The 20,959-nt window shown below is 36.3% G+C and carries 16 protein-coding genes; 7 read left to right on the plus strand and 9 right to left on the minus strand.

All coding sequences use genetic code 11. The features are described from left to right. Positions 1-19: 19 nt before the first annotated feature. The 5 genes from DEU42_RS03470 to DEU42_RS03490 all read right to left on the minus strand — a co-directional run bounded on the left by DEU42_RS03470 (position 20) and on the right by DEU42_RS03490 (position 6,945). A complete protein-coding gene (locus DEU42_RS03470) occupies positions 20-1,255 on the minus strand; it encodes a glycoside hydrolase family 26 protein (RefSeq protein ID WP_114756975.1) in 1,236 nt (411 codons plus the stop codon). A gap of 191 nt (positions 1,256-1,446) precedes the next feature. Continuing rightward, positions 1,447-2,625, minus strand: coding sequence for an AGE family epimerase/isomerase (locus DEU42_RS03475; RefSeq protein WP_114756878.1), 1,179 nt, complete (start codon positions 2,623-2,625; stop codon positions 1,447-1,449). Then, positions 2,625-3,818 carry a glycosidase gene (locus tag DEU42_RS03480; RefSeq protein ID WP_114756879.1) on the minus strand — a complete coding sequence of 398 codons (1,194 nt, stop codon included), beginning with the start codon at positions 3,816-3,818 and terminating at the stop codon, positions 2,625-2,627. Before DEU42_RS03480 ends, DEU42_RS03475 begins: the two co-directional genes overlap by 1 nt. Positions 3,819-3,851: 33 nt before the next feature. Continuing rightward, positions 3,852-5,777 (minus strand): sodium:solute symporter family protein, encoded by a 1,926-nt coding sequence (locus tag DEU42_RS03485; RefSeq protein WP_114756880.1) that lies wholly within the window; start codon positions 5,775-5,777, stop codon positions 3,852-3,854. Positions 5,778-5,802: 25 nt separating this feature from the next. Continuing rightward, positions 5,803-6,945 (minus strand): glycoside hydrolase family 26 protein, encoded by a 1,143-nt coding sequence (locus DEU42_RS03490; RefSeq protein WP_114756881.1) that lies wholly within the window; start codon positions 6,943-6,945, stop codon positions 5,803-5,805. Positions 6,946-7,132: 187 nt separating this feature from the next. Between DEU42_RS03490 and DEU42_RS03495 the strand changes: the two genes are divergently transcribed. The 6 genes from DEU42_RS03495 to DEU42_RS03520 all read left to right on the plus strand — a co-directional run bounded on the left by DEU42_RS03495 (position 7,133) and on the right by DEU42_RS03520 (position 16,467). Further along, positions 7,133-8,008: an AraC family transcriptional regulator gene (locus tag DEU42_RS03495; RefSeq protein WP_114756882.1), complete on the plus strand. Its 876-nt coding sequence runs from the start codon at positions 7,133-7,135 to the stop codon at positions 8,006-8,008. Between the two features lie 358 nt (positions 8,009-8,366). Further along, positions 8,367-11,507, plus strand: coding sequence for a SusC/RagA family TonB-linked outer membrane protein (locus DEU42_RS03500; RefSeq protein ID WP_233506610.1), 3,141 nt, complete (start codon positions 8,367-8,369; stop codon positions 11,505-11,507). Positions 11,508-11,518: 11 nt separating this feature from the next. Beyond that, on the plus strand, positions 11,519-13,120 hold the full coding sequence (locus DEU42_RS03505; protein ID WP_114756884.1) for a RagB/SusD family nutrient uptake outer membrane protein: 1,602 nt from the start codon (positions 11,519-11,521) through the stop codon (positions 13,118-13,120). 10 nt (positions 13,121-13,130) lie between these two features. Beyond that, complete coding sequence (locus DEU42_RS03510; RefSeq protein WP_114756885.1) at positions 13,131-14,156, plus strand: IPT/TIG domain-containing protein; 1,026 nt, start codon at positions 13,131-13,133, stop codon at positions 14,154-14,156. Between the two features lie 98 nt (positions 14,157-14,254). Beyond that, positions 14,255-15,499, plus strand: coding sequence for a glycoside hydrolase family 27 protein (locus tag DEU42_RS03515; protein WP_114756886.1), 1,245 nt, complete (start codon positions 14,255-14,257; stop codon positions 15,497-15,499). A gap of 2 nt (positions 15,500-15,501) precedes the next feature. After that, positions 15,502-16,467 carry a glycoside hydrolase family 5 protein gene (locus tag DEU42_RS03520; protein WP_114756887.1) on the plus strand — a complete coding sequence of 322 codons (966 nt, stop codon included), beginning with the start codon at positions 15,502-15,504 and terminating at the stop codon, positions 16,465-16,467. Between the two features lie 90 nt (positions 16,468-16,557). On the opposite strand, the gene DEU42_RS03525 is transcribed toward DEU42_RS03520, so the two are convergent. The 3 genes from DEU42_RS03525 to DEU42_RS03540 form a co-directional block, all read right to left on the minus strand. Then, positions 16,558-17,241, minus strand: a complete 684-nt coding sequence (locus DEU42_RS03525) for a response regulator transcription factor (RefSeq protein ID WP_114756888.1) — start codon at positions 17,239-17,241, stop codon at positions 16,558-16,560. 3 nt (positions 17,242-17,244) lie between these two features. Further along, a complete protein-coding gene (locus DEU42_RS03530; protein ID WP_233506611.1) occupies positions 17,245-18,042 on the minus strand; it encodes a sensor histidine kinase in 798 nt (265 codons plus the stop codon). 608 nt (positions 18,043-18,650) lie between these two features. After that, positions 18,651-19,004 (minus strand): hypothetical protein, encoded by a 354-nt coding sequence (locus tag DEU42_RS03540; protein ID WP_114756890.1) that lies wholly within the window; start codon positions 19,002-19,004, stop codon positions 18,651-18,653. Positions 19,005-19,309: 305 nt separating this feature from the next. Between DEU42_RS03540 and DEU42_RS03545 the strand changes: the two genes are divergently transcribed. After that, entirely contained in the window at positions 19,310-19,867 is a 558-nt protein-coding gene (locus DEU42_RS03545; RefSeq protein WP_114756891.1) for a phage tail protein, read from the plus strand. Here DEU42_RS03545 and DEU42_RS03550 read toward each other — a convergent pair. Continuing rightward, the gene (locus tag DEU42_RS03550) at positions 19,864-20,895 is read right to left on the minus strand and encodes a hypothetical protein (RefSeq protein ID WP_114756892.1); all 1,032 of its coding nucleotides are present in this window, start codon (positions 20,893-20,895) and stop codon (positions 19,864-19,866) included. The genes DEU42_RS03545 and DEU42_RS03550 overlap by 4 nt on opposite strands. Positions 20,896-20,959 lie beyond the last annotated feature (64 nt).

A 20,959-nucleotide genomic window follows, 5' to 3' on the forward strand; every position in this document is an offset into this window, starting at 1 on the left:
TAATTGTTTATTGGTAACTTTAATTTGATGGCAATACATACATTTGAGGAATTGTATTTTGAAGAACAGATTCTCCTTTTAGCGTAAAATCTTTAAAATCCTGCGTGTTGCTTTGCCCTGACGGTGGAACATAATAACCATCCTGGTTATTTGCCCAAAACATCACAAAAGCCAACTCCACACTATTTGCTGTCATTGCCGTATAAATATTGTTCGAAAAGAAATTATTGATCGGAGCTGTTGACGTTGTTACCCTGTATCCTGTTTCGGTCATGGCAGCAATCTTTACCTTTTCTTTTGCAAGATCAGATATCATCTTAAGTTTATTATTAGCTGTTGTAACGCCGGCAGTACTTCCGTTGCTAAAATCGCCATAGTTATCAATTCCTAACAAATCAACATAAGCATCTCCGGGATAACGGCTCAGGTATTGAGATGCAGTGGAGTAACTATTATCAGGAGAAAAAGCATACAATACATTGTGTACATTTTTAGTATCCCTCAGGTATTCAACTGTAAATTTCCAAACCAGTTTATATTCATCAGGAGTGCAATATGTTGCTCCCCACCAAAACCAATTACCGTCAAATTCATGAAATGGCCTGAAAATTACAGGTATCAGTTTACCTGTATTGTCAGTCAGATGATTAAATACATCAGCAACCTTATCAAGCTTCGATTTATAAAGTTCATGATTTTCTCCCCCCGGCAATATGCTCTTAAAAACATTAGCCTTTTGTAGGGGATCAGTTATATCGTCGGCATAAAATGTATCCTGATTATAAGGTTCCCTCAAATGCCAGCAAAAAATATTTACCATACCCTTTGAGTAAGCCTCTTTTACATCCGATGTAATTTTTAGTTCCTGCTGATAGAACCAGTTGTCAGGTTGCCCGTTATTTTGCTTATCTGTAATAAACATAAAGTCAGAGCCCAATAATGCCGGATCATTACCTGTTGCTTTTTTAATATCAGAACTGCCAGAAACATTATTATAAAATCCATTAAATGCATCCTGCTGCCCTACAAGGTATTGTGTTTTAGAAAGTTTTTTAAGATTATAGAACAAAGCTACAGTTTCCTGAGTAGCATTGGGGTCAGACATATAAGAGCGCACATTGGCAACAGTAATCAAATCAGGAGTTTCCTCTACAGGATTCGTTGGTGACATACCTACATAGCCATTATCATCAGAGCAGCCCAAAACTGTCAGCATTGATAATGCAAGACTGAGTATAAAAAGTTTATTTTTCATTAATAAATGGTAAAATTTGCCGGCAATAATTGTGTTATTGCCGGCTATTAAATGTGCCAACACAGCACTACTAAATTCAGAATAAATGCATTAAAATGCTATTTAAACATAATGTTAAATTACCACTTCAAACGTTTTCGGACTACTGCTTTTTTGTCAAAAAAACATACTATTTACACAACTACCACGAATTATCCCGGTAATCTTTTAATAAGTTCTATACAAGCCCTGGAATTATGATAGGGACATTTCCAAAAACCGGCTTTATCCTTTTCGATAAGAGAATAGTCAGCATTTACACCCCAAATCCACTCACCGTTTTTAGTATCAAGTATATGTTTCTTTACAAATTGCCAGTTGGTATTGGCAATATCAAAATACTTCTTATCTCCCGTTAGCTGCCATGCATTTATCATGCCTATCCACAATTCTGATTGCGGCCACCAATGCTTTTCGGCTATCAGTTTTCTTTGGTGAGGGTCATATTCATACCAAAGTCCTCCATCAGCATCTATCCCTTCTACAGTAGCATCAGCCATAATAACGGCATACTTTTTATAAATATCTATAAGCGAAGTATCTTCAATCATCTCAGCACACCACAATAAGAGCCAGGCTGCTTCAATATCATGCCCGTATGAGATAACATCTGGTTTTTCTATCCATTCTTCATTAAAGAAAAGATGCAAATGCCCGGTTTCTTCGTTCATAAAGTGATCATTTATAGTATGAAGTAATTCGGATATCTTGGCTTTTAAACCTTCATCCTTCCAAACCCTGTATAAATTTGCATATCCTTCCACAATGTGCAAATGCGTATTCATTGTCTTTTTCTCATTAGCATCTTTATCGCTAAGACGCAAATCGTCTATGGGTTGCCAGTTTTGGGTAAAGGCCTCAAAATAGCCTTTATGAATACGGTCATAGCTATACTGTTCTATAACATTGTACAGTTTTATAGCCAGCTCCAAAGCTTTAGCATTTTTAGACATATGGTAATATTCAGATAACCCATAAATCACGAAAGCCAGTGCATAAATTTGGTTTTTAGTATCTTTAGGAGTACCATCAAAATTCACACTCCAGTAAATCCCCCCATTTTCAGTATCATAAAAATGCTGATATATGTATTCAAAAGCCCTTTTGGCTAATTTGAAATGGTTTTCATCTTTGGTAACAGGATAAGAAGCAGAAAATGCCCATAAAATACGGGCATTTAATACTGAACCTTTCTCAGCTTCAAAATCTTTATTTTCAGCAAAATCTATTGTACCTATAAAACCACCATTTTTATCATCAACTGAATTACTACTCCAATAATCTAAAATAGAGAGCAATTCATTGTACATTTCTGCTTTTAGGTTGGCCATTATAAAAATTTGCTGTTACTGTCTACTAATTTGATAATTGTATTTACTGAACCTGCTGAAGTAAAAGTATCTTCCGGAGTATTGATAACATAATCAACCAGTTTATCAATCGATGAAACCGCTACATGCATACGGGTATCTGATGAAGCATAATAAACATATACAGTACCATCTTCATCCGCAATCCAACCGTTTGTAAATAGTACGTTAGAAACGTCTCCTACTCTTTCTTCATTTTCAGGAGCCATAAAGTATCCTGCCGGTGTATGCGTTACTTTAGTAATATCATTCAGATCAGTCATAAACATATACAATGTATATCGTAAACCCGCTGCAGTATTACGAACACCATGAGCAAGATGAAGCCATCCTTTAGAAGTTTTTATTGGTGCAGGTCCCTGTCCGTTTTTAAGCTCATATATAGTATGGTATACTTTTCCAAATATAATCTCTTCATCTTTTACAACAGGATTTTCCATATTGTCAACATAACCAAGGCCAATACCTCCTCCGCTACCAACATCGATAAAACCATCCTGAGGACGGGTGTAAAGTGCATATTTCCCATTTACAAATTCCGGATGAATAACCACGTTACGTTGTTGACCAGTGTTTGATACAAGATCAGGAAGTCTTTCAAAGTTCACAAGATCTTTAGTACGCACAATACCCGCATTAGCCACAGCAGAACTAGTATCACCTGCGGGTGCATTCGGGTCTTTTCTTTCTGTACAGAAAATACCATAAATCCATCCATCTTCATGAAGAGTAAGCCTCATGTCATACACATTGGTATCATGGTCTTCAAGTTGAGGGATAACACATGGTTTATCCCAGAATTTAAAATTATCCACTCCGTTAGGGCTCTCAGCAATAGCAAAGAAAGATTTTCTGTCTACACCTTCAACACGTACACACATTATGTATTTGCCATTCCATTTAATAGCACCGGCATTAAAGGCAGCATTGATTCCTATACGTTCCATACCGAACGGATTAGTAGCTGCATTAAGATCATATCTCCAGGTTAAAGGAGTATGTGCCGGAGTAATTACAGGATTTTTATAACGTGTATATACTCCGTTGCCGTTTGCTACCGGTTCGTTTTTCTTTTCGACAAGCTGATTGTGCTCTTTTAAAAGTGCATCATAGTTTGGTATTAAAACCAGCTTATCAGTTGTTGCATTACCCATTTCGAATATTAACTTTAAATTTTACTTTCTTTTTTAAAAATCACTTAACCTGTTCCACCACGTTTTTCTCATAACAATAAATATCACTGCTAAAAGACCAAGCACTACGAAAAGGCCAGTCCATTTTGATAATATAAAATACATAGGGAGTAGTGTCAGTAATATTTGTCCTGCAATACCCATACCTACGTTAAACATATTGATTTTGAAGTTTTTGTTTCTCTCGATTGTAGGATCTTCTGCCTGAATAGCTTCACGCACAGGTTTCCAGAAGCCCCATGGTCTTACTGTTTTGTAGAAATTTTTAAGCGTAGCCTCATCTGTCGGCGGTGCAGCATAAGATCCCAATACGCAAGCTATAAGCTGAATGATAATGAAAACTGGGAAGTAGTATAACATACTTGTACCATCAAAGTAAGTCGTTACACCTGTTACCGATAACGCCGGTGGTATTGCGCTGGCAACTATACCCGCAAACATTCCCCAGAAGAAACCACTTGCATTAAATCTCCACCAATACCATTTTAAAACATTGGCGCATACAAAACCACCATATAATCCGGCAGTTATGATATTAAATATCATATTAACGTCCTTAATGAATAAGCCAAGACCAACACCAAGAATTACCATTACAGCTCCGGAAAGATATCCCATACTGATAATTTGTTTTCTATCGGCTTCCGGCTTAAAGTATTTAAGGTAAATATCATTTACGATATAAGCTTGTCCGGCATTAAGAGTACCAGAGAAATTACTCATGAAAGCACCAAGGAAACCGGCCAAAACAAGACCTACCAACCCAACAGGAAGATACTTGTTGATTACCGCCGGCATGATACTCTCAAAATTAACCCCATCAGCCGTATGGCTCAGTGTAAGATCTTTAAAATAAAGAACTCCCAAAATACACAGACCCATTGTCATGAAATATCGTATAGGCAATAGAATGATTGAAATAAATCCACTCATTTTACTTGCTTCTTCCGGTGATTTTGTACTTAAGATCTTTTGGCAATCATAGTTCGGCGCAGGACCAGCAAGACTTTTCAGTACTCCTGAAAAGAACATCATTGCTACAACTGCAGAAAATAATTTATAACCATCTTTTTCAAGCTTAATCTGTGCATCTGCCAGTATATTTTGCCAGTCGAGCCCCAGTTCTGCTCCAAAGAATGGACTATCCCAGCCTAAAGGCATTTTATCTGTAAATATTATCCCTGAATCTGCCAGATGGATCATGGCAATCGTTCCTACAAATAATGAACAAACAATCATGATCATATATTTGATGAAATCCGCCAATACAATTCCGTGCATACCTCCAACAATACTATAAAACGTAGCTACCAAACATATACTAACACCATAAAACTGGGCAGTTGTGTGTTTCGCTGCATATAAAGCGGTTGTATATGCTTCTGAACCTGCAGTATACTGCTCTAAATTCTGATTAAGGAAAGGGACAACTTCTTTAATGCTTTCATAAGGAATGAATATCTCTAAAAACTCTCCCACTCCAACAAAGGCATAGGCCATATAACCGATACAAAGCATTAGTGCAAATACAACAACTATTGCATGGCTCTGCTTCACTCCTTTATCAGTAAGTCCAAAACGTGTTCCAAGCCACTCGGCTCCTGTTGTCGCGTTACTTCTTCTAAGCCATTTACTCAGGAAAACCATTAAAAATACCTGATTGAATACAGGCCACATCCACGGAATCCAAACACTTTTAAATCCATATAAAAACGCCATACTCACTAAAAGCATGGTACCACTAATATCGAACATATCACTGGCATCACTAAGTCCAAGCATATACCACGGAAGTTTTTTACCTCCCATCAGGTAACTGTCTTTACTTCGCTTTGCTCTGTTTTTCATGACGATCCCTATAATGATCATCATGATAAAATAAAAGGCTATTATTGTTAAATCTATGGCAGTTAATCTCATATCGTAAAGGCTTTTACACCCAATATTATTTGTAAAGTTTAAATTTGGTTACGTCTTTCTGGAACAATGTGTTGCTCTTTTTATAATATAGTTTAAAATTATCAGCAGACACATTCTTTGGATAAGGAGCATAGTAATGCATCCTTGGCGGATTCATATGCTCATTCCAGCCATGATTTCTCCATAAAAGCACATATGATATTTTTTTGTCACCAATGGCATTGGTTAACGTTTCTGTCCACCATTTTGAATATGGAATTGCCTCATAACCGGTCTCCGCAATAGCAGACAACTTATTATGTTCTTTAGCAACCTTATCTATAATGGTTACCAGCCTTTTAGTATCAGCAACAAATTTGTCCTGTTTTTCTCCATCACCACCCTGATAAATATCAAAGCTCACAACATCAACCCATTCATCACCGGGATAATACTCCATAAAATCAGCTTCCGTCTGAACATTAGCATCCGAAGTATTATAAACATATATCAGGTTATGAAGCCCCTTTGATTCAAAATACTGAACAGTGAATTTCCATAAACCTTTAAATTGGTCTGCACTAGTAGTATTTTTACACCACCAGAACCAGTTTCCTGTAAATTCATGGTATGGTCTGAATAAAATAGGCACCGGCTTTCCGTCACTACCTTTTAAAGTGAGTAAAAACTCTGCTGCATTATCCATCCAGCCTTTAAACTTTTCATGTTGTGAACCTCCGGGCAATACAGAAGCAACAGTACCCTCCGTATTATCCCATGCATCTTTACCACTTAATGGATTATTTACGTGCCAGCTGAAAGTGTTAACACCTCCCCTGTCATAAACTTGTTTGATAAACTCACGCATTTTATCGAAAGGAACACCATCAAGATCTTTATCCGATTTGTTTTCTATCCTTCCCAAGTCCCAGCCATAAACAGCAGGATAATCTCCGGTAACATCTTTAATATCACTTCTTCCCTCCTCATATTTCCACTCAACACCATAAGCAAGTGCATCCTGATGTCCGAACATATAACCTTTTTCTTTCAGCCTGAAAAGATTCTTGTATAAAGCAACCGTTTCTTTAGTAGCTTTTTTGTCTATTGGGGTACCTGCAGTTTGAGAAACACTCTTACATGAAATTGTAAGCGAAACTGCAAGCATTATAATGATTTTGTTTTTCATCTACGTATATCTACTTAAAAATGAATTGCTAAGATTGATAAATTCACAAATAATTTCATCAAATATTTATAAGAAAGCAATTTTAAAGTGGGTTTTTTGATAATGCCAAAGATAATTTTAGTCATAAATTTAAGTTAATATTATTTTATCAATATTATATCATATAATTGCAAATAAAAACTACGAAATGGACAACCAAAAATTTCACAGGGAAATTCCTCCTCTTACAAAAGGAGATAGCTTTCTTGTTTTTGACAGGTTAAAAGATACTTTTGACTTCCCGATACACTATCACCCCGAGTATGAAATTAATTTTATCCTTAACGGAAAAGGTGTTAAAAGGATAGTTGGCGACCATATTGAAGAGATTGACGACGTAGAACTTGTACTTGTTGGTCCAAACCTGTATCACGGATGGGAATTGAACAAATGTAAAAACAAAGGTATCCACGAAATCACGATACAATTCCACAATGATCTTTTTAGTGAATCGTTATTAGATCGCCGAATAATGATGCCTATAAAAGACATGTTTAACCGATCTAACCACGGCATACTGTTTTCAAAAAAAACAGGAATGGAGCTTGCCGACAGGATCGTTAAAATATCCAAACTTGACGGAATGGATTATTTTCTTGAGATAATATCCATATTGCATGATATGGCTAATTCGCGCAATCAGCGTTTGCTTTCAACTTTTACAGTAGATTATGATACTTTTGAAGATGATGACAAGATGAAACTGGTTTATGAATACATCCAAAAGAATTTCTCTAATAAAATTACCCTGGACGATGTATCCGACATCGCAAGCATGAGCCCTGTATCTTTTAACCGTTTTATAAAAAAACGTACCAATAAGACCTTTGTCAATTATTTAAATGATATCCGTGTGGGGTATGCAGCAAGATGGCTTGTTGAAAAAGATTTGAGTATTTCCGAAATCGCTTTCAAATCAGGATTTAATAATATCGCTAACTTTAACCGTATTTTTAAGAGTATAAAAAATACAACTCCAAGTCAGTACCGTGAAGAATTTTATGGTATGAAACGCTTTTTATAAGCCTCTTTTGATTAAAAAATACAACTCTTACGGCTTAAAAAAGCAAAGGCATAAAAATAATCAAAATATTGACAGTCAATTAATTAATATTAATATTTTTTTTACAAATATATTATCAAACCTGTTTTACGCAAACGTTAGAGAAAATATTATCACTAAATGATAAAATAATATTAACAAACGCTTAACAACTCCCATAAATTTGTTTTTGTCAATAAATGAACCCTTAAATTGCTGAAAGCGAAATTAAACTGTTTATTTATTAGAAAGTCAGTAACTAACCTAACACAAACAAATTATGGGTAACACTTTACATTATCTAACAAAATGGTACACCAAGGGCAAAGCGCTGTCCCTTATGATGTTACTATTTTGTACCCTGGGCTCCTTGCAGGCTCAAAACATCGTTAGCGGTGTTGTAAAAGACCCTACCGGAATGACTATTCCGGGGGCAAACGTATCGGTAAAAGGAGGTACAACCAGCGTAGCTACAAATCTTGATGGAGAATACTCTATCGATGTTCCTGCAGACGGTACACTTGTTTACAGCTTCATTGGGTATGCAGCTCAGGAAGTAGCCGTAAAAGGAAAAAAACAAATCAATGTAACACTAAAAGAAGATGCAAAAGTTCTTGAGGAAGTAGTAGTTATAGGATATGGTACACAGAAAAAAGACGATATCAACAGTGCTGTTTCATCTGTACGTGCAAAAGATATCGAAAACCTTAAGCAAACTACTGTAGATCAGATGCTTCAGGGTAAAGCTGCGGGGGTATCAGTAACCAACAACTCAGGTCAACCGGGAAGTGCGGCTTCAATAAGAGTTCGCGGCACTACCTCAATTTCAGGAACTAACGAACCATTATATATAATTGATGGCGTACCAGTTTCGGGTGATGCAACAGGTAAATCAATGAGCGGAAGACCTATTTCAGGTAATGATTTTTCGTCGAGCGGTGGTGCCGGTAATAACGCTGTAAGCCCGCTTTCAATGATTAACCCTAACGATATCCAGTCTATCGACATCCTTAAAGACGCCTCTGCAACTGCTATCTATGGCTCAAGAGGTGCTAATGGTGTTATCATCATTACTACTAAATCAGGTAAAAAAGGTGACGGAAAACTTACCTATGAAGGCTATACTTCTATCCAGTCAGTTTACAAAAAACTGGATGTACTTAACCTTCGCGAGTATGCTCAATGGCAAAAAGACCTATACCTTGCGTATGGAAACGATATTTCACAATTTCGTCCGGAATTCATGCACCCTGAACTACTTGGAGAAGGTACAGACTGGCAGGATGAAGTTTTCCAGACTGCACAATCAGCAAGCCATCAGCTTTCATTTTCAGGAGCTAAAGACGGAACATCATATTATCTTTCAGGAGGTTTCCTTAACCAGGAAGGTACTCTGTTAGGTTCTGGATACAAAAGATACAATTTCCGCGTAAATGTTGATTCTCAGGTTAAGAGCTGGTTAAAAGTAGGAACTAATGTTAATATGGGAATTACTAATGAAAAACTAACTGTAAACCAAAGTTACAGCGGAATCATTAGCAACACGCTTCTTCAGGCTCCGGACATACCAGTAAGAAATCCTGACGGAAGTTTTGCAGGTCCCCAAAGTAACGATCAAAATTCAACATATTTTAACCCCGTAGCTGAGGCTCTTGTTAGAGACAATAAACTGGTTAGAAAAAACTTCTTAGGGAATTTATACGCAGAAGCTAACCTTGCTAAAGGCTTAAAATACAGACTTGAGCTTGGTGCAAATACGGAATTCTCTAACCAGAAAGATTTCCTTCCTACTTACTACTGGGGAGTACAGACAAACATAACTGCCGACCTTTATCAGAGGGATCAGAACTGGTACTCTACCAACTTAAAGAACCTTTTAACATATGATAATACATTTGGTAAACATCATGTAACAGTAATGGGAGGTTTGGAGTCGAATGACACACATTGGGAAGGTACTTCAATATATGCTACAGGATTCTTAGTTAACGATCCCCACACTATCAACCTTGCTGATCCTGAACAAACTGTCACTACTGGATATCAGGGTAGCGCTTCATTATACTCTATTTTTGGACGTATACTATATGATTTTGATAACAGATATAGCGTTTCAGCATCATACAGGGCTGACCAATCTTCAAAATTTGACCCTATCGCTGAAGCACAATGGGCTTATTTCCCTGCTGTAGCTGTTGGATGGAAACTTTCTAATGAAAGTTTTATGGAAAATACTCGTAAATATGTAGACAATATCAAGTTCAGAGCGGGTTACGGTGAAACCGGAAACCAGCAAATACCTGGTGGAACATATTCAGCTAATCTAAATCCGCAAAACTCTGGTATTGGAACAGGCTTTCTTCTTTCAAACATGCCAAATCCTAATACAACATGGGAATCAATGAAACAAACTAACTTAGGTATTGATTTCACCTTGTTTGGATCAAGACTGAGTGCAAGTTTTGACTGGTACAAAAAAGTATCTGATGGCTTCCTGTTCCAGATGCCGCTTTCTGACATATTAACAGGTGGAGGTTCACAATATGGAGGTATTAGTGCTCCTTACTCTAACCTTGGAGAAATGCAAAATCATGGTTATGATATTACTTTAGGATATAACACTAAAGGCTCAGGAGATTTCCAATATAACTCTACTCTTGTTTTTTCACACTACAAAAACAAGTTAACAGATATTGTAAACTCATTACCTTTAACACAGGAGATAAACCTTAACGGTTACCAGCCTTATGTAGTAACAAATACTCAGGTTGGTGCACCAATCGGTATGTTCTATGGTTATGTAGCTGAAGGGCTTTTCCAGACAACAGAACAACTTACTAACTCTCCAAACCAGTTCGGAGCTGTTAACGGTTCTACAGATGCTGGTGCAGCGCAACTTGGAGATGTAAAATATAAAGACGTAAACGGTGACGGTGTCGTAGACACTAAAGATAGAACCGCTATTGGTAATCCTCACCCTAAATTTACTTTTGGTTTTACAAATAACTTTAAGTACAAAAACTGGGATATGTCTGTATTCCTGCAAGGATCTTATGGGAATGATATCTTAAACCTTACTAAGAGAACAGGAATGGCTAATGCACAGTTATATCAAAATGGTCTACAGGGAACTCAAAACTATTGGACTCCTGATAACACAAATACTGACGTACCAAGACCAATTGCCAGTACAAGTAACCCTAACTTAAATATTTCTACACGTTACATAGAAGATGGTTCATACATGAGAATTCAAAACCTTACACTTGGTTATTCCTTACCATCTGATATGCTAAACCAATCGAAAATTAGCAGAGTAAGACTATATGGTTCTGTACAAAACCTTGTTACCTTTACTAAATACGATGGCTATGATCCTGAAGTTGGGTCGTTTAACCAAAATGTACTGCTAACAGGTATCGATAACGGAAGATACCCTAGCCCAAGAACAATTTCTGTAGGTATTAATGTAGAATTTTAAAAATTGTAACAATGAAAAGAAGATTTCTTAATGGATATAAAATATTAGGCCTGATAGCAGTATTTAGCCTTGGTCTAGCTTCCTGCTCGGAAGAATTTGCGAACAGACCACCTGAAGATCAGATTACACTCGACAGCTATTATAAAACAGATGCGCAAGTAGAATCTGCTACTAATGGTATGTATGCCAGAACATGGTTTCAATTTAACAACAAATTTTTCTATGCTGTTTCTGAGGTAGGTTCGGGTAATATGTACACTAACTCATCGGACGTAAATGCGATGCGTACATTTTCAATAAACGGTAGTGACCCTGAACTGGTTCAGGGATGGAGATCTTTATGGTCAAACATACAACAGGCCAATGCTCTTATTAATTTTCTTGAAGAGCGTGTTGGCCCAGGTGTAAACCCTGCAGTTGTACAAAACACTCTTGGTGAAGCCTACTTTATGAGGGCTACAGCATACTTTTACCTTGTAAGATTATGGGGACCTGTACCAATTATTGAAAATAGTCTTGATTATGTAAATCAACCTGAATTCCCGACAAACAGAATTGAAGATGTTTACACGTTGATTGAAAAAGATTATAAAGAGGCGATAGACAGGCTATACGACAAAACAAGAACCAATGCTTATGTAACAAACAAAAGGGTTTCGAAAGGTTCTGCAAAAGCCATGCTTGCTAAAGCTTACTTATATATGAAAAACTATGCCGGTGCTAAACAGATGGCAGAAGAAGTTATTAATAGTGGCGAGTTTAAACTATTAGGAGGCACTTCACTTCCTGGAAAAACTTTTGGTGACCTGTTTACTTACCCGAATAATAATAATGAAGAATCTATCTTCTCATTACAGTGGGTAAATGATGGTAATTATGGTTCCGGTAATAACTGTAATACACAGTTTGGCATCAGTACATCTGCACTTACTACTTCAAATACAAGTTACGGTGGTGTATTTGCTCCTTCTCAGGATGTTATTAACCTTTATGATCCTCTTGATAAAAGGAGACATGAAACCATAATGTTCCCGGGAGATACTTATCCTACGATGAAAGTACTGGTTAATGGCGGAAAAACAGAGCAAATGGGATTCACGGTCCCTTCAGCTGAAGATATCGGTGGACAAGGTTCTGGGGTTGCTATCAAAAAGTACTGTATCGGTATTGAAAATGGTGACCAGACAGGAAGTATAGACGGATGGGCTATGATGCAAAACTGTACTTACATTATGCGTTATGCAGACCTTTTACTAATCCATGCCGAGGCAGTTCTTGCAGGTGGTGGAAGTACTTCAGATGCAGCAGCACTTGCTTCGTTCAACGCTGTTAGAAACAGAGCAGGATTAGAGAGCGTTACAAGCATAACTCAGGACGATATCTTCCTTGAAAGAAGAAAAGAGTTATGTTTTGAGGGTGATTACTGGTTTGATCTTGGAAGAATGCCAAGAGCACAAGCTATTGCAATTATGGGAGCACAAAACAGAGGTAATATGTGGACGGCAGAGTTCTATACTCCTTCTGAAAGCGATTTCTATCTTCCTTACCCTGATAATGATGTGGCTAAAAACCCACTATTATTAGAGCCACCTGTACCTTATGAATTTAATTAATTAAAGCATTATGAAAAATTTAAAAAATAATTTTACGCTATATATACTTGCAATAGTTGCAGTATTTATAAGCCTTACATCATGTAGTGATGATGATGCAAAATCAGGAGCTCCAACTATCGAGAGTGTAAGTTATGCATATAACGATTCATTAGTTGATCAGGGTTATGCTAAAAATATGTATATCATCAGAGGTAAAGGGTTTACTGATACTCAGAAAATTTACTTCAATGAAACAAATACTTATTTCAATTCAACACTAGTTACAGATGAGGCGATCATTGTTACTATTGACGAACATACGCCGTATGAAAATGCCAGTGATGAATTAAAAGTTGTAACTCCAAAAGGAACAGCTGTATTTCATTTCGTTGTAGCTCCACCTGCTCCAGAGGTTAAAAGCTTTCAGCCGGTAAATGCTGCAGATGGCGAGCAAATCACTATTTATGGTAACTATTTCCTTGACCCAATTGTAACTGTTGGTGGAGTTCAGGCAGAAATTGTATCCAATTCATTAACACAAATCGTTGCCATATTGCCTCCGGGTTCTCAACAAAAATATGTTCAGGTTAAAACCATCTCAGGTAAAAATGAATGGAATACAGCTATAGGCACTGCAATCTACGATGATGCTTTTTATTCTCCTTGGACAATTGAAGACTGGAATAACCATGTATATGTAACTGACCTTGCTAATGCTTACCAGGGAACAACTTTTATCAAAAAAGAGATCAATGGATGGGATAACATTCAGGGTAACTGGGCTTGGGATGAAAACATTTCTCAATATGACGGTATTAGAATTGCTGTTCGTTCGGATGATGCAGGTAAACTTGTATTCATCTTTAATGGTCAGTTTTGGGGTGATGACACTCACGCATTCAACACAAGTACTGAGTGGACGGAATATCGTTTTACATGGGCAGAATTAGGAGGACAGCCACAAGCACTTCAAAACATTTCTTTCCAGGAATTCACAGGTTCAAAACATAACTATTATTTTGACAACATAGGTTATTTTAAAAATGACCAGTAATATTTTATAAATTGTTTTTTGTAGCATTCCCCGGAGTAAATTCGGGGAATGCTTTTTAATAAAGAACAGAAACCAATAAACATTACCATCAAATTTCCATGAAAAAATTATTCTATTCACTATTATGCTTTGCTTGGGCAGGTGCTGCTCTTGCACAAGGAAACAACTACGTTCAGGACTATACAAAATATCAGGGCCTGGCCATGACACCACCTATGGGCTGGAACAGCTGGAACAAATTCGCCTGTAATGTCGATGAAAATATGATCAAAGAAATGGCAGATGCTATGGTTTCAACTGGTATGAAAGATGCTGGTTATACATATATAAACATTGACGATTGCTGGCATGGCGATCGTGACGAGAAAGGTTTTATCAACCCCGACCCTGCCCGATTTCCCTCAGGAATGAAAGCGCTTGCCGACTATGTACACAGTAAAGGACTAAAACTTGGAATCTACTCTGATGCAGGATCTCAAACCTGCGGAGGCAGACCCGGAAGCCGTGGATATGAATTTCAGGATGCCTTAACCTATGCCCAATGGGGTATCGATTATATTAAATATGACTGGTGTAATACAGAAGGTCTTAAAGCTGAAGGCGCCTATAAAACAATTACTGCGGCTCTTAAAAGAGCCGGACGTCCAATCGTTTTAAGCATATGTGAATGGGGTACTGATAAACCATGGGAATGGGGACAAAATGTAGGTCATTTATGGAGAACAACTGGAGATATCTACAACTGTTTCGACTGTATTAAGGACCATGGCACATGGAAAGCTTTTGGTGTAATGCAAATTCTGGATATGCAAAAAGGATTACGTCAGTATGCCGGCCCGGGACACTGGAACGACCCTGACATGCTTGAAGTAGGAAACGGAGCGCTATCTCCTGGTGAAGACAGAGCGCATTTTACAATGTGGGCAATGATTGCGGCACCTCTTATTGCAGGAAATGATCTTAGAAATATGTCTGCCGAAACACGTGAAGTATTAACAAATAAAGAAGTTATTGCTTTAAATCAAGACAAATTGGGGATACAGGGTTTTAAAGTATCTGAAGAAGATGGTTTGGAAGTATGGGCTAAACCTCTTGCTAATGGCGACTGGGCAATTGCCTTTTTAAACAGAAGCACTACCGCAAAAAAAATTGATTACAACTGGGCATCTCAAAAGGTATATGATGAGATTAATAAACTTGATGCTGCTTTCAGTTCTACTACATACACCTTTAAAAACCTTTGGGATAAAAAAGATAAAGGAACTACTACTACTAAAAAGGCTCTAAAAGCAGATGTACCTGCACACGATATTCTTACACTTCGCCTTACCAAAAAGAAATAAGCATGAAAAGAATTATTAAAATAACAATTGCGGTACTTTTTATCAGCCTTGGATGTCTTGCACAAACTGTAAAACAACACGGTCAACTAAGTGTAAAAGGAACTCTGCTTACTGATAAAAATGGAAAGCAGATTACCCTAAGAGGTATGAGTTACGGCTGGCACAGCTTTTGGCCTCGTTTTTATAATGCTCAAAGTGTTAAGTGGCTTAAAGACGATTGGAATGTTACTATTGTTAGGGCCGCGATGGGAATTGAAACAGGATCTAAAGGACTTACTTATAAAGAAAATCCCGAAGACTCAAAGGCAAAAATAAAAGCTGTTATTGATGGAGCTATAAAAGAAGATATCTATGTAATAGTAGATTGGCATAGTCACAACATCAATCTGGAAGAAGCTAAGAAATTCTTTGATGAAATATCTAAAGAGTATGGAAAGTATCCAAATGTTATTTATGAAGTGTTTAATGAACCTGATGACGAAACGTGGCCTGATGTAAAAGCATATAGCGAAGCTGTTATAAAAGTTATCAGGAAAAATGATCCTGACAATATTATCCTTGTCGGATGCCCTCACTGGGATCAGGATATTAATTTACCTGCTGCCGACCCAATAAAAGGATATGACAATTTAATGTATACAGTTCATTTTTATGCTGCAACACACAAGCAGGAATTACGTGACAGAACTGATGAAGCCATAAAGAAAGGTCTGCCTGTTTTCGTCTCTGAATGTGCCGGTATGGAAGCAACAGGAGATGGTCCTCTAAACACTGAAGAATGGCAAAAATGGATTGACTGGATGGAAGCCAGAGGAATTAGCTGGGTTACCTGGTCAGTTTCCGACAAAAATGAAACATGCAGTGTCTTAAAACCTTCAGCATCCTCTAATGGAAAGTGGAAACAAACTGATCTTAAAGAAAGTGGAATTAAAGCTCGTAACTATTTACGTAAGCTTAATAAAAAATAAGTTGAGTTAGTTTATTTGGGTCAGAATCGTCAGGAGAAACTTCTTCTGGCGATTCTTTTTTAAGCAAGAAAATCTTATTCCTGGTAAATGTTAGTCCAACAAGCTTTCTAGTGTAACATACTCATTATTTATAGCATAAATAATTAGCCCTATCATATTTTTACATTCGGTTTTGCGTAGTAAATTATTTCTGTGACCTTCAACAGTTCTCACGCTTAAAAATAGTTTCTCGGCTATTTCAGCACCGCTATATTGCTTACAAATAAGCTTTAATACCTCTATCTCACGGTTAGTAAGCTGCTCATCAAGATATCTGCTCTTTGCTTTTTTCTTTGGAGATATTAGATATTCATGGATTACCTGAAGTACATCATCATTATAATAAAAACCATTATCATATACTTCAGTAATGGTAGTCATTAATTCTTGTGGGGTTGTATTTTTAACCAGGTATGAAGCTGCCCCAACTTCAATCATATTAGCAATAAACGAACGGGTGTTATAACTGGTAAGTGCAATGATCTTAATCTCAGGAAATTCATCATGTATTATCCTTGTCGCCTCTACCCCATTCAGGACAGGCATTTTAAGATCAATTATTATTATGTCAGGATTTGTACCATTTCCAGCATTCTCACGTAAAAAAGAAACAAGTTCTTCTCCGTTTGAAGCTTCAAAAATTATATCTATATTCTTTTTTCGTTGCAACAAAAAAGAAATTCCTTTTCTGAATAAGACTTCGTCATCTGCTAATGCAATTTTGATATTTTCCATAATCTAAAAATTAAATACCACGTTAATCCCCTTGTTAACAGCCGAATTTACTTTTATAGACCCTCCAAGAAAAATTATACGGCTTTCGATATTTTTCATTCCAAGGCCTGTCTTTTTATTTCCTATAGCTTTGCTATCAAAACCTTTTCCATTATCAGAATAAGTGCAAACGATTTTACTTTCAACACTTTCAAATTTTAATGATATTAATGAAGCATTACCATGTTTTATAGAGTTGTTGGTTAATTCTTGTATTATCCTAAAAACGTGAAGGTGCTTATTTTTATCTTCTTCATTAAACTCTACCCTGTTATTATAGTGAACTTCAATAGATTTGGTACTATTAATCTCGAAACAAAGCTCTTCGATACCTGCATCAAGTCCAAACTTATCTAATACGGGAGGTAAAAGATCATGTGCAAGCCTCCGGGAGTTATTTAGAGTCTTGCCTATCATGTTTATGATATTACCTGTAATTTCCGTAATTTCCTGATGAGTAAGATCAGGTGTAGTTAGCATATGGCTATTTAATGAAACTATATTAAGCTTAGAACTTATGTCATCATGCAAATCCTGGGCAATACGTTTGCGTTCAGTTTCCTGAACTTCAAGGGTAGCGAGAATAAGATCTCTTTGATATTCATTTTCGAGTTCTTTCTTTTCAAGTTCCTTTTGAAATATTTTCTTTTTTGAATAGTGAAAAAAAAGCAACAATATCGTCCCCATAAAGAACATTAGGAAGATACCGGTAATAATTATCAATCCCGTCTGGTTGGTCTTAGATAATAAGTCTGTTTCCATTCCCACAAAATTAACAATTGATAGACAATAAATAATAAAGCATTTATATTCCAGATAAAATTACTCATTTCTTGGTTGAACGACACCACCGAAGCTGCCGAAACAAATATCAGTAAGCTACTAATAGAATAAATGAATATACCGATAACTACATAATGAAATTCAAGTTGCTTCGAAATAAGCTCGAAAAGATACATTACGGCATAAACAATTAATAAGCAGGTAGCAACCAACAAACCTATAGAATTAAACTCATAATATAGATTTGGTAAAAAACAGTATTGAATAATAAATCCTATTGTAGCTATAGGACTCGCATATAAAACAACATGTCTTTTCCAAGAGTTTATTGCAGCAAAAAGCCTGAAAAAGAATAAACTCAATAATATAAGAGGCAGAAATAGATAGTATGTGGCTATAAAATGATTATTCAAATTTTGTGTTGCATAAACCTCTGTGACAGTTTGCATAACAAATAAACAAAAAAGGTATACAACAAAAGCTTTATAGGCTTTTCCTTTTTGGGAAAAGCCTATAGAATAAACAATTGTATTTATTAGCAGGATACAATGTCCTACATATGATAACAATTTTAATAAATACATTTATTACCCGTTATTCAATACACTATTATTATCGCAAGCGTTAGGACAAGGTCTTGTCATATCAAAGATGCTATAATTTTCAGGTGTTCCCGGTAACAAATCTATATAAGTATCTGTAGTTGCATCATACTTAGTACCAACGAACATAAGCTTTTCAACTCCATTATCGTCAACTCCTAAATAACCTCTAACAAATTCTATTGGACCTTGTGCAAGAATACCCGAAAAATCATCAGCAGGGATTAAAAATGCGTGAAGTTCTTTGTGCGCATTATAAGTACCTTCTACTCCTCTCCATGTTTTAGCATAACGGATTGCATCTTCTAATGAAATTGTGTCTGATTTTGTTTGTGCCATATTATAATTTATTTAATTGGTTTTCAATAGTGTAAAACTAACTTTGGTTTTGTTTATTTCAACAGCAAATTAATGCTTTTAGTAATAATCTTAGATTATCAAAGATAAAATAATTATTAAGTAATTATTTGCAAGATTCTTTATTTTTTGAATTATAAAACCTATGTATAGTGGATATAGTACAAAAAAACATCTTTAATCGGAATAAAAATCAGGTAAAAGTACGCGGTTTTAGTCCTACCCCATTATCTAATTTAGCCTCAAACAAATACAACCCAATTTATTAACTAAAAAAACTAAAAATCATGGACGAAGAATTAATAGGATGCATTAAACTATTTGCAGGAAATTTTGCACCAAGAGGTTACATGCTTTGTAATGGACAACTATTGTCTATTTCACAAAATACTGCTTTATTTTCAATTTTAGGAACAACTTACGGTGGTGATGGAGTTCAGACTTTTGGTCTGCCTAATCTACAGGGTACTGTACCAATCGGAGTAGGAAGCAAGGCGGGAACAAGCTATGTACTGGGACAAGCAGCCGGCACACCTACAGTAACACTTACAACAGCACAAATGCCAATGCACACACATACTGGTCCCGGTACGGTATCTGCAAGTCCAGCTAACGCAACTGATTCAGTACCTGCAAGGGGTATGTCAATTGCTGCGCCGGGCGGGTTAGTTGGAAGAACTTTCACAGGAACATTAGGTTATGCTGCTTCAACACCAAGTGTAGATTTAACCAGTAATGTTGCAACTGCTATTTCAGGAGGTAGTCAGCCTTTTTCAATTATGCAGCCTTATCTGGCAATGAATTATATTATCTGTGTGTCTGGAATTTTCCCTTCAAGGAACTAATCAGGATTACTTACAGTCCGTTCTTTTAACTTATAAGACCATTTTGGAATCTCGCTAAAATCATATTCCAACTGAATACCTGAATAACCAGTCAGACCATAAATAGAGACTATACAGTAAGGATTCGTAATATATGACTCAGCTGTTTTTAACTCAATGTCATCAAATATTTTAAGTTCGGTAAAAACACAAACATCAGGATGATTGATAAAATTATCCGGCAGTTCATAAAAGTTACTTATAAATTTTAATTCGTAACCGGGGCTGCTAAAGAGTTCTTTGTTTATCGTAAATAATCTATCGATAAATACTCTATGAGAATAGGGCTGCAATTCGTTGCGGCCCTTTACCTCATTTATAGCATTCTTAAGATAAGGTTCGTAATCAAAAAAGGTATAGGCCAAATCAATGCTTATTTCCTGCGGAATTAATATTCCGTGAGAAGGCAGCTGTTTTATTAGATTTTTAACTATAGCTACCTGAGGTTCGCGTGTAAGGCCATAATGCATGGTCTCAGATATGGCCAGATCAATTATAAAATCATCAGGCTTAACATATGTGATAGCATCGGTTTCAATTAATTGCAGCTGATACTCTTCAAGTCCGATAACTGATATGAGATTATGTACAGACTGTATTGAGGATGCATTGATGTCTAATAATATGGCATTAATCCTGCCTTTATCAAATAAAGGAAGTAACGGAAGGATTAATGTTGCATATGGGCCACAGCCTGCATATAAAATATTAATGCTTCTTTCAGGAAAATCGTTACATAATTTAGTTAGTGCTTTATGAATGCCTTTTATAAAATATACAGTACGCAGGTAATCATCAACACAATCGGCAGCACCTGAACTTGACAAAGCGACACCACCTTTAACCAGGGTTTCATTGTCATTAGAATACTTATTTACAGTAATTTTCTTATAATAACCAGAAAGATTTGCTGCACATTTTATATGCTCTTTAACTGTTTCTGATGTGATGATAGACTTAACAATAGACTCAATGTCTTGCTTAAACATGATTTAATATAAATTTAAGTTAAAAATAAAAATTATATTTGCATTTTAACTATTAAAACAAATA

Source organism: Flavobacterium sp. AG291, from assembly GCF_003350375.1.
Classification (GTDB): domain Bacteria; phylum Bacteroidota; class Bacteroidia; order Flavobacteriales; family Flavobacteriaceae; genus Flavobacterium; species Flavobacterium suzhouense.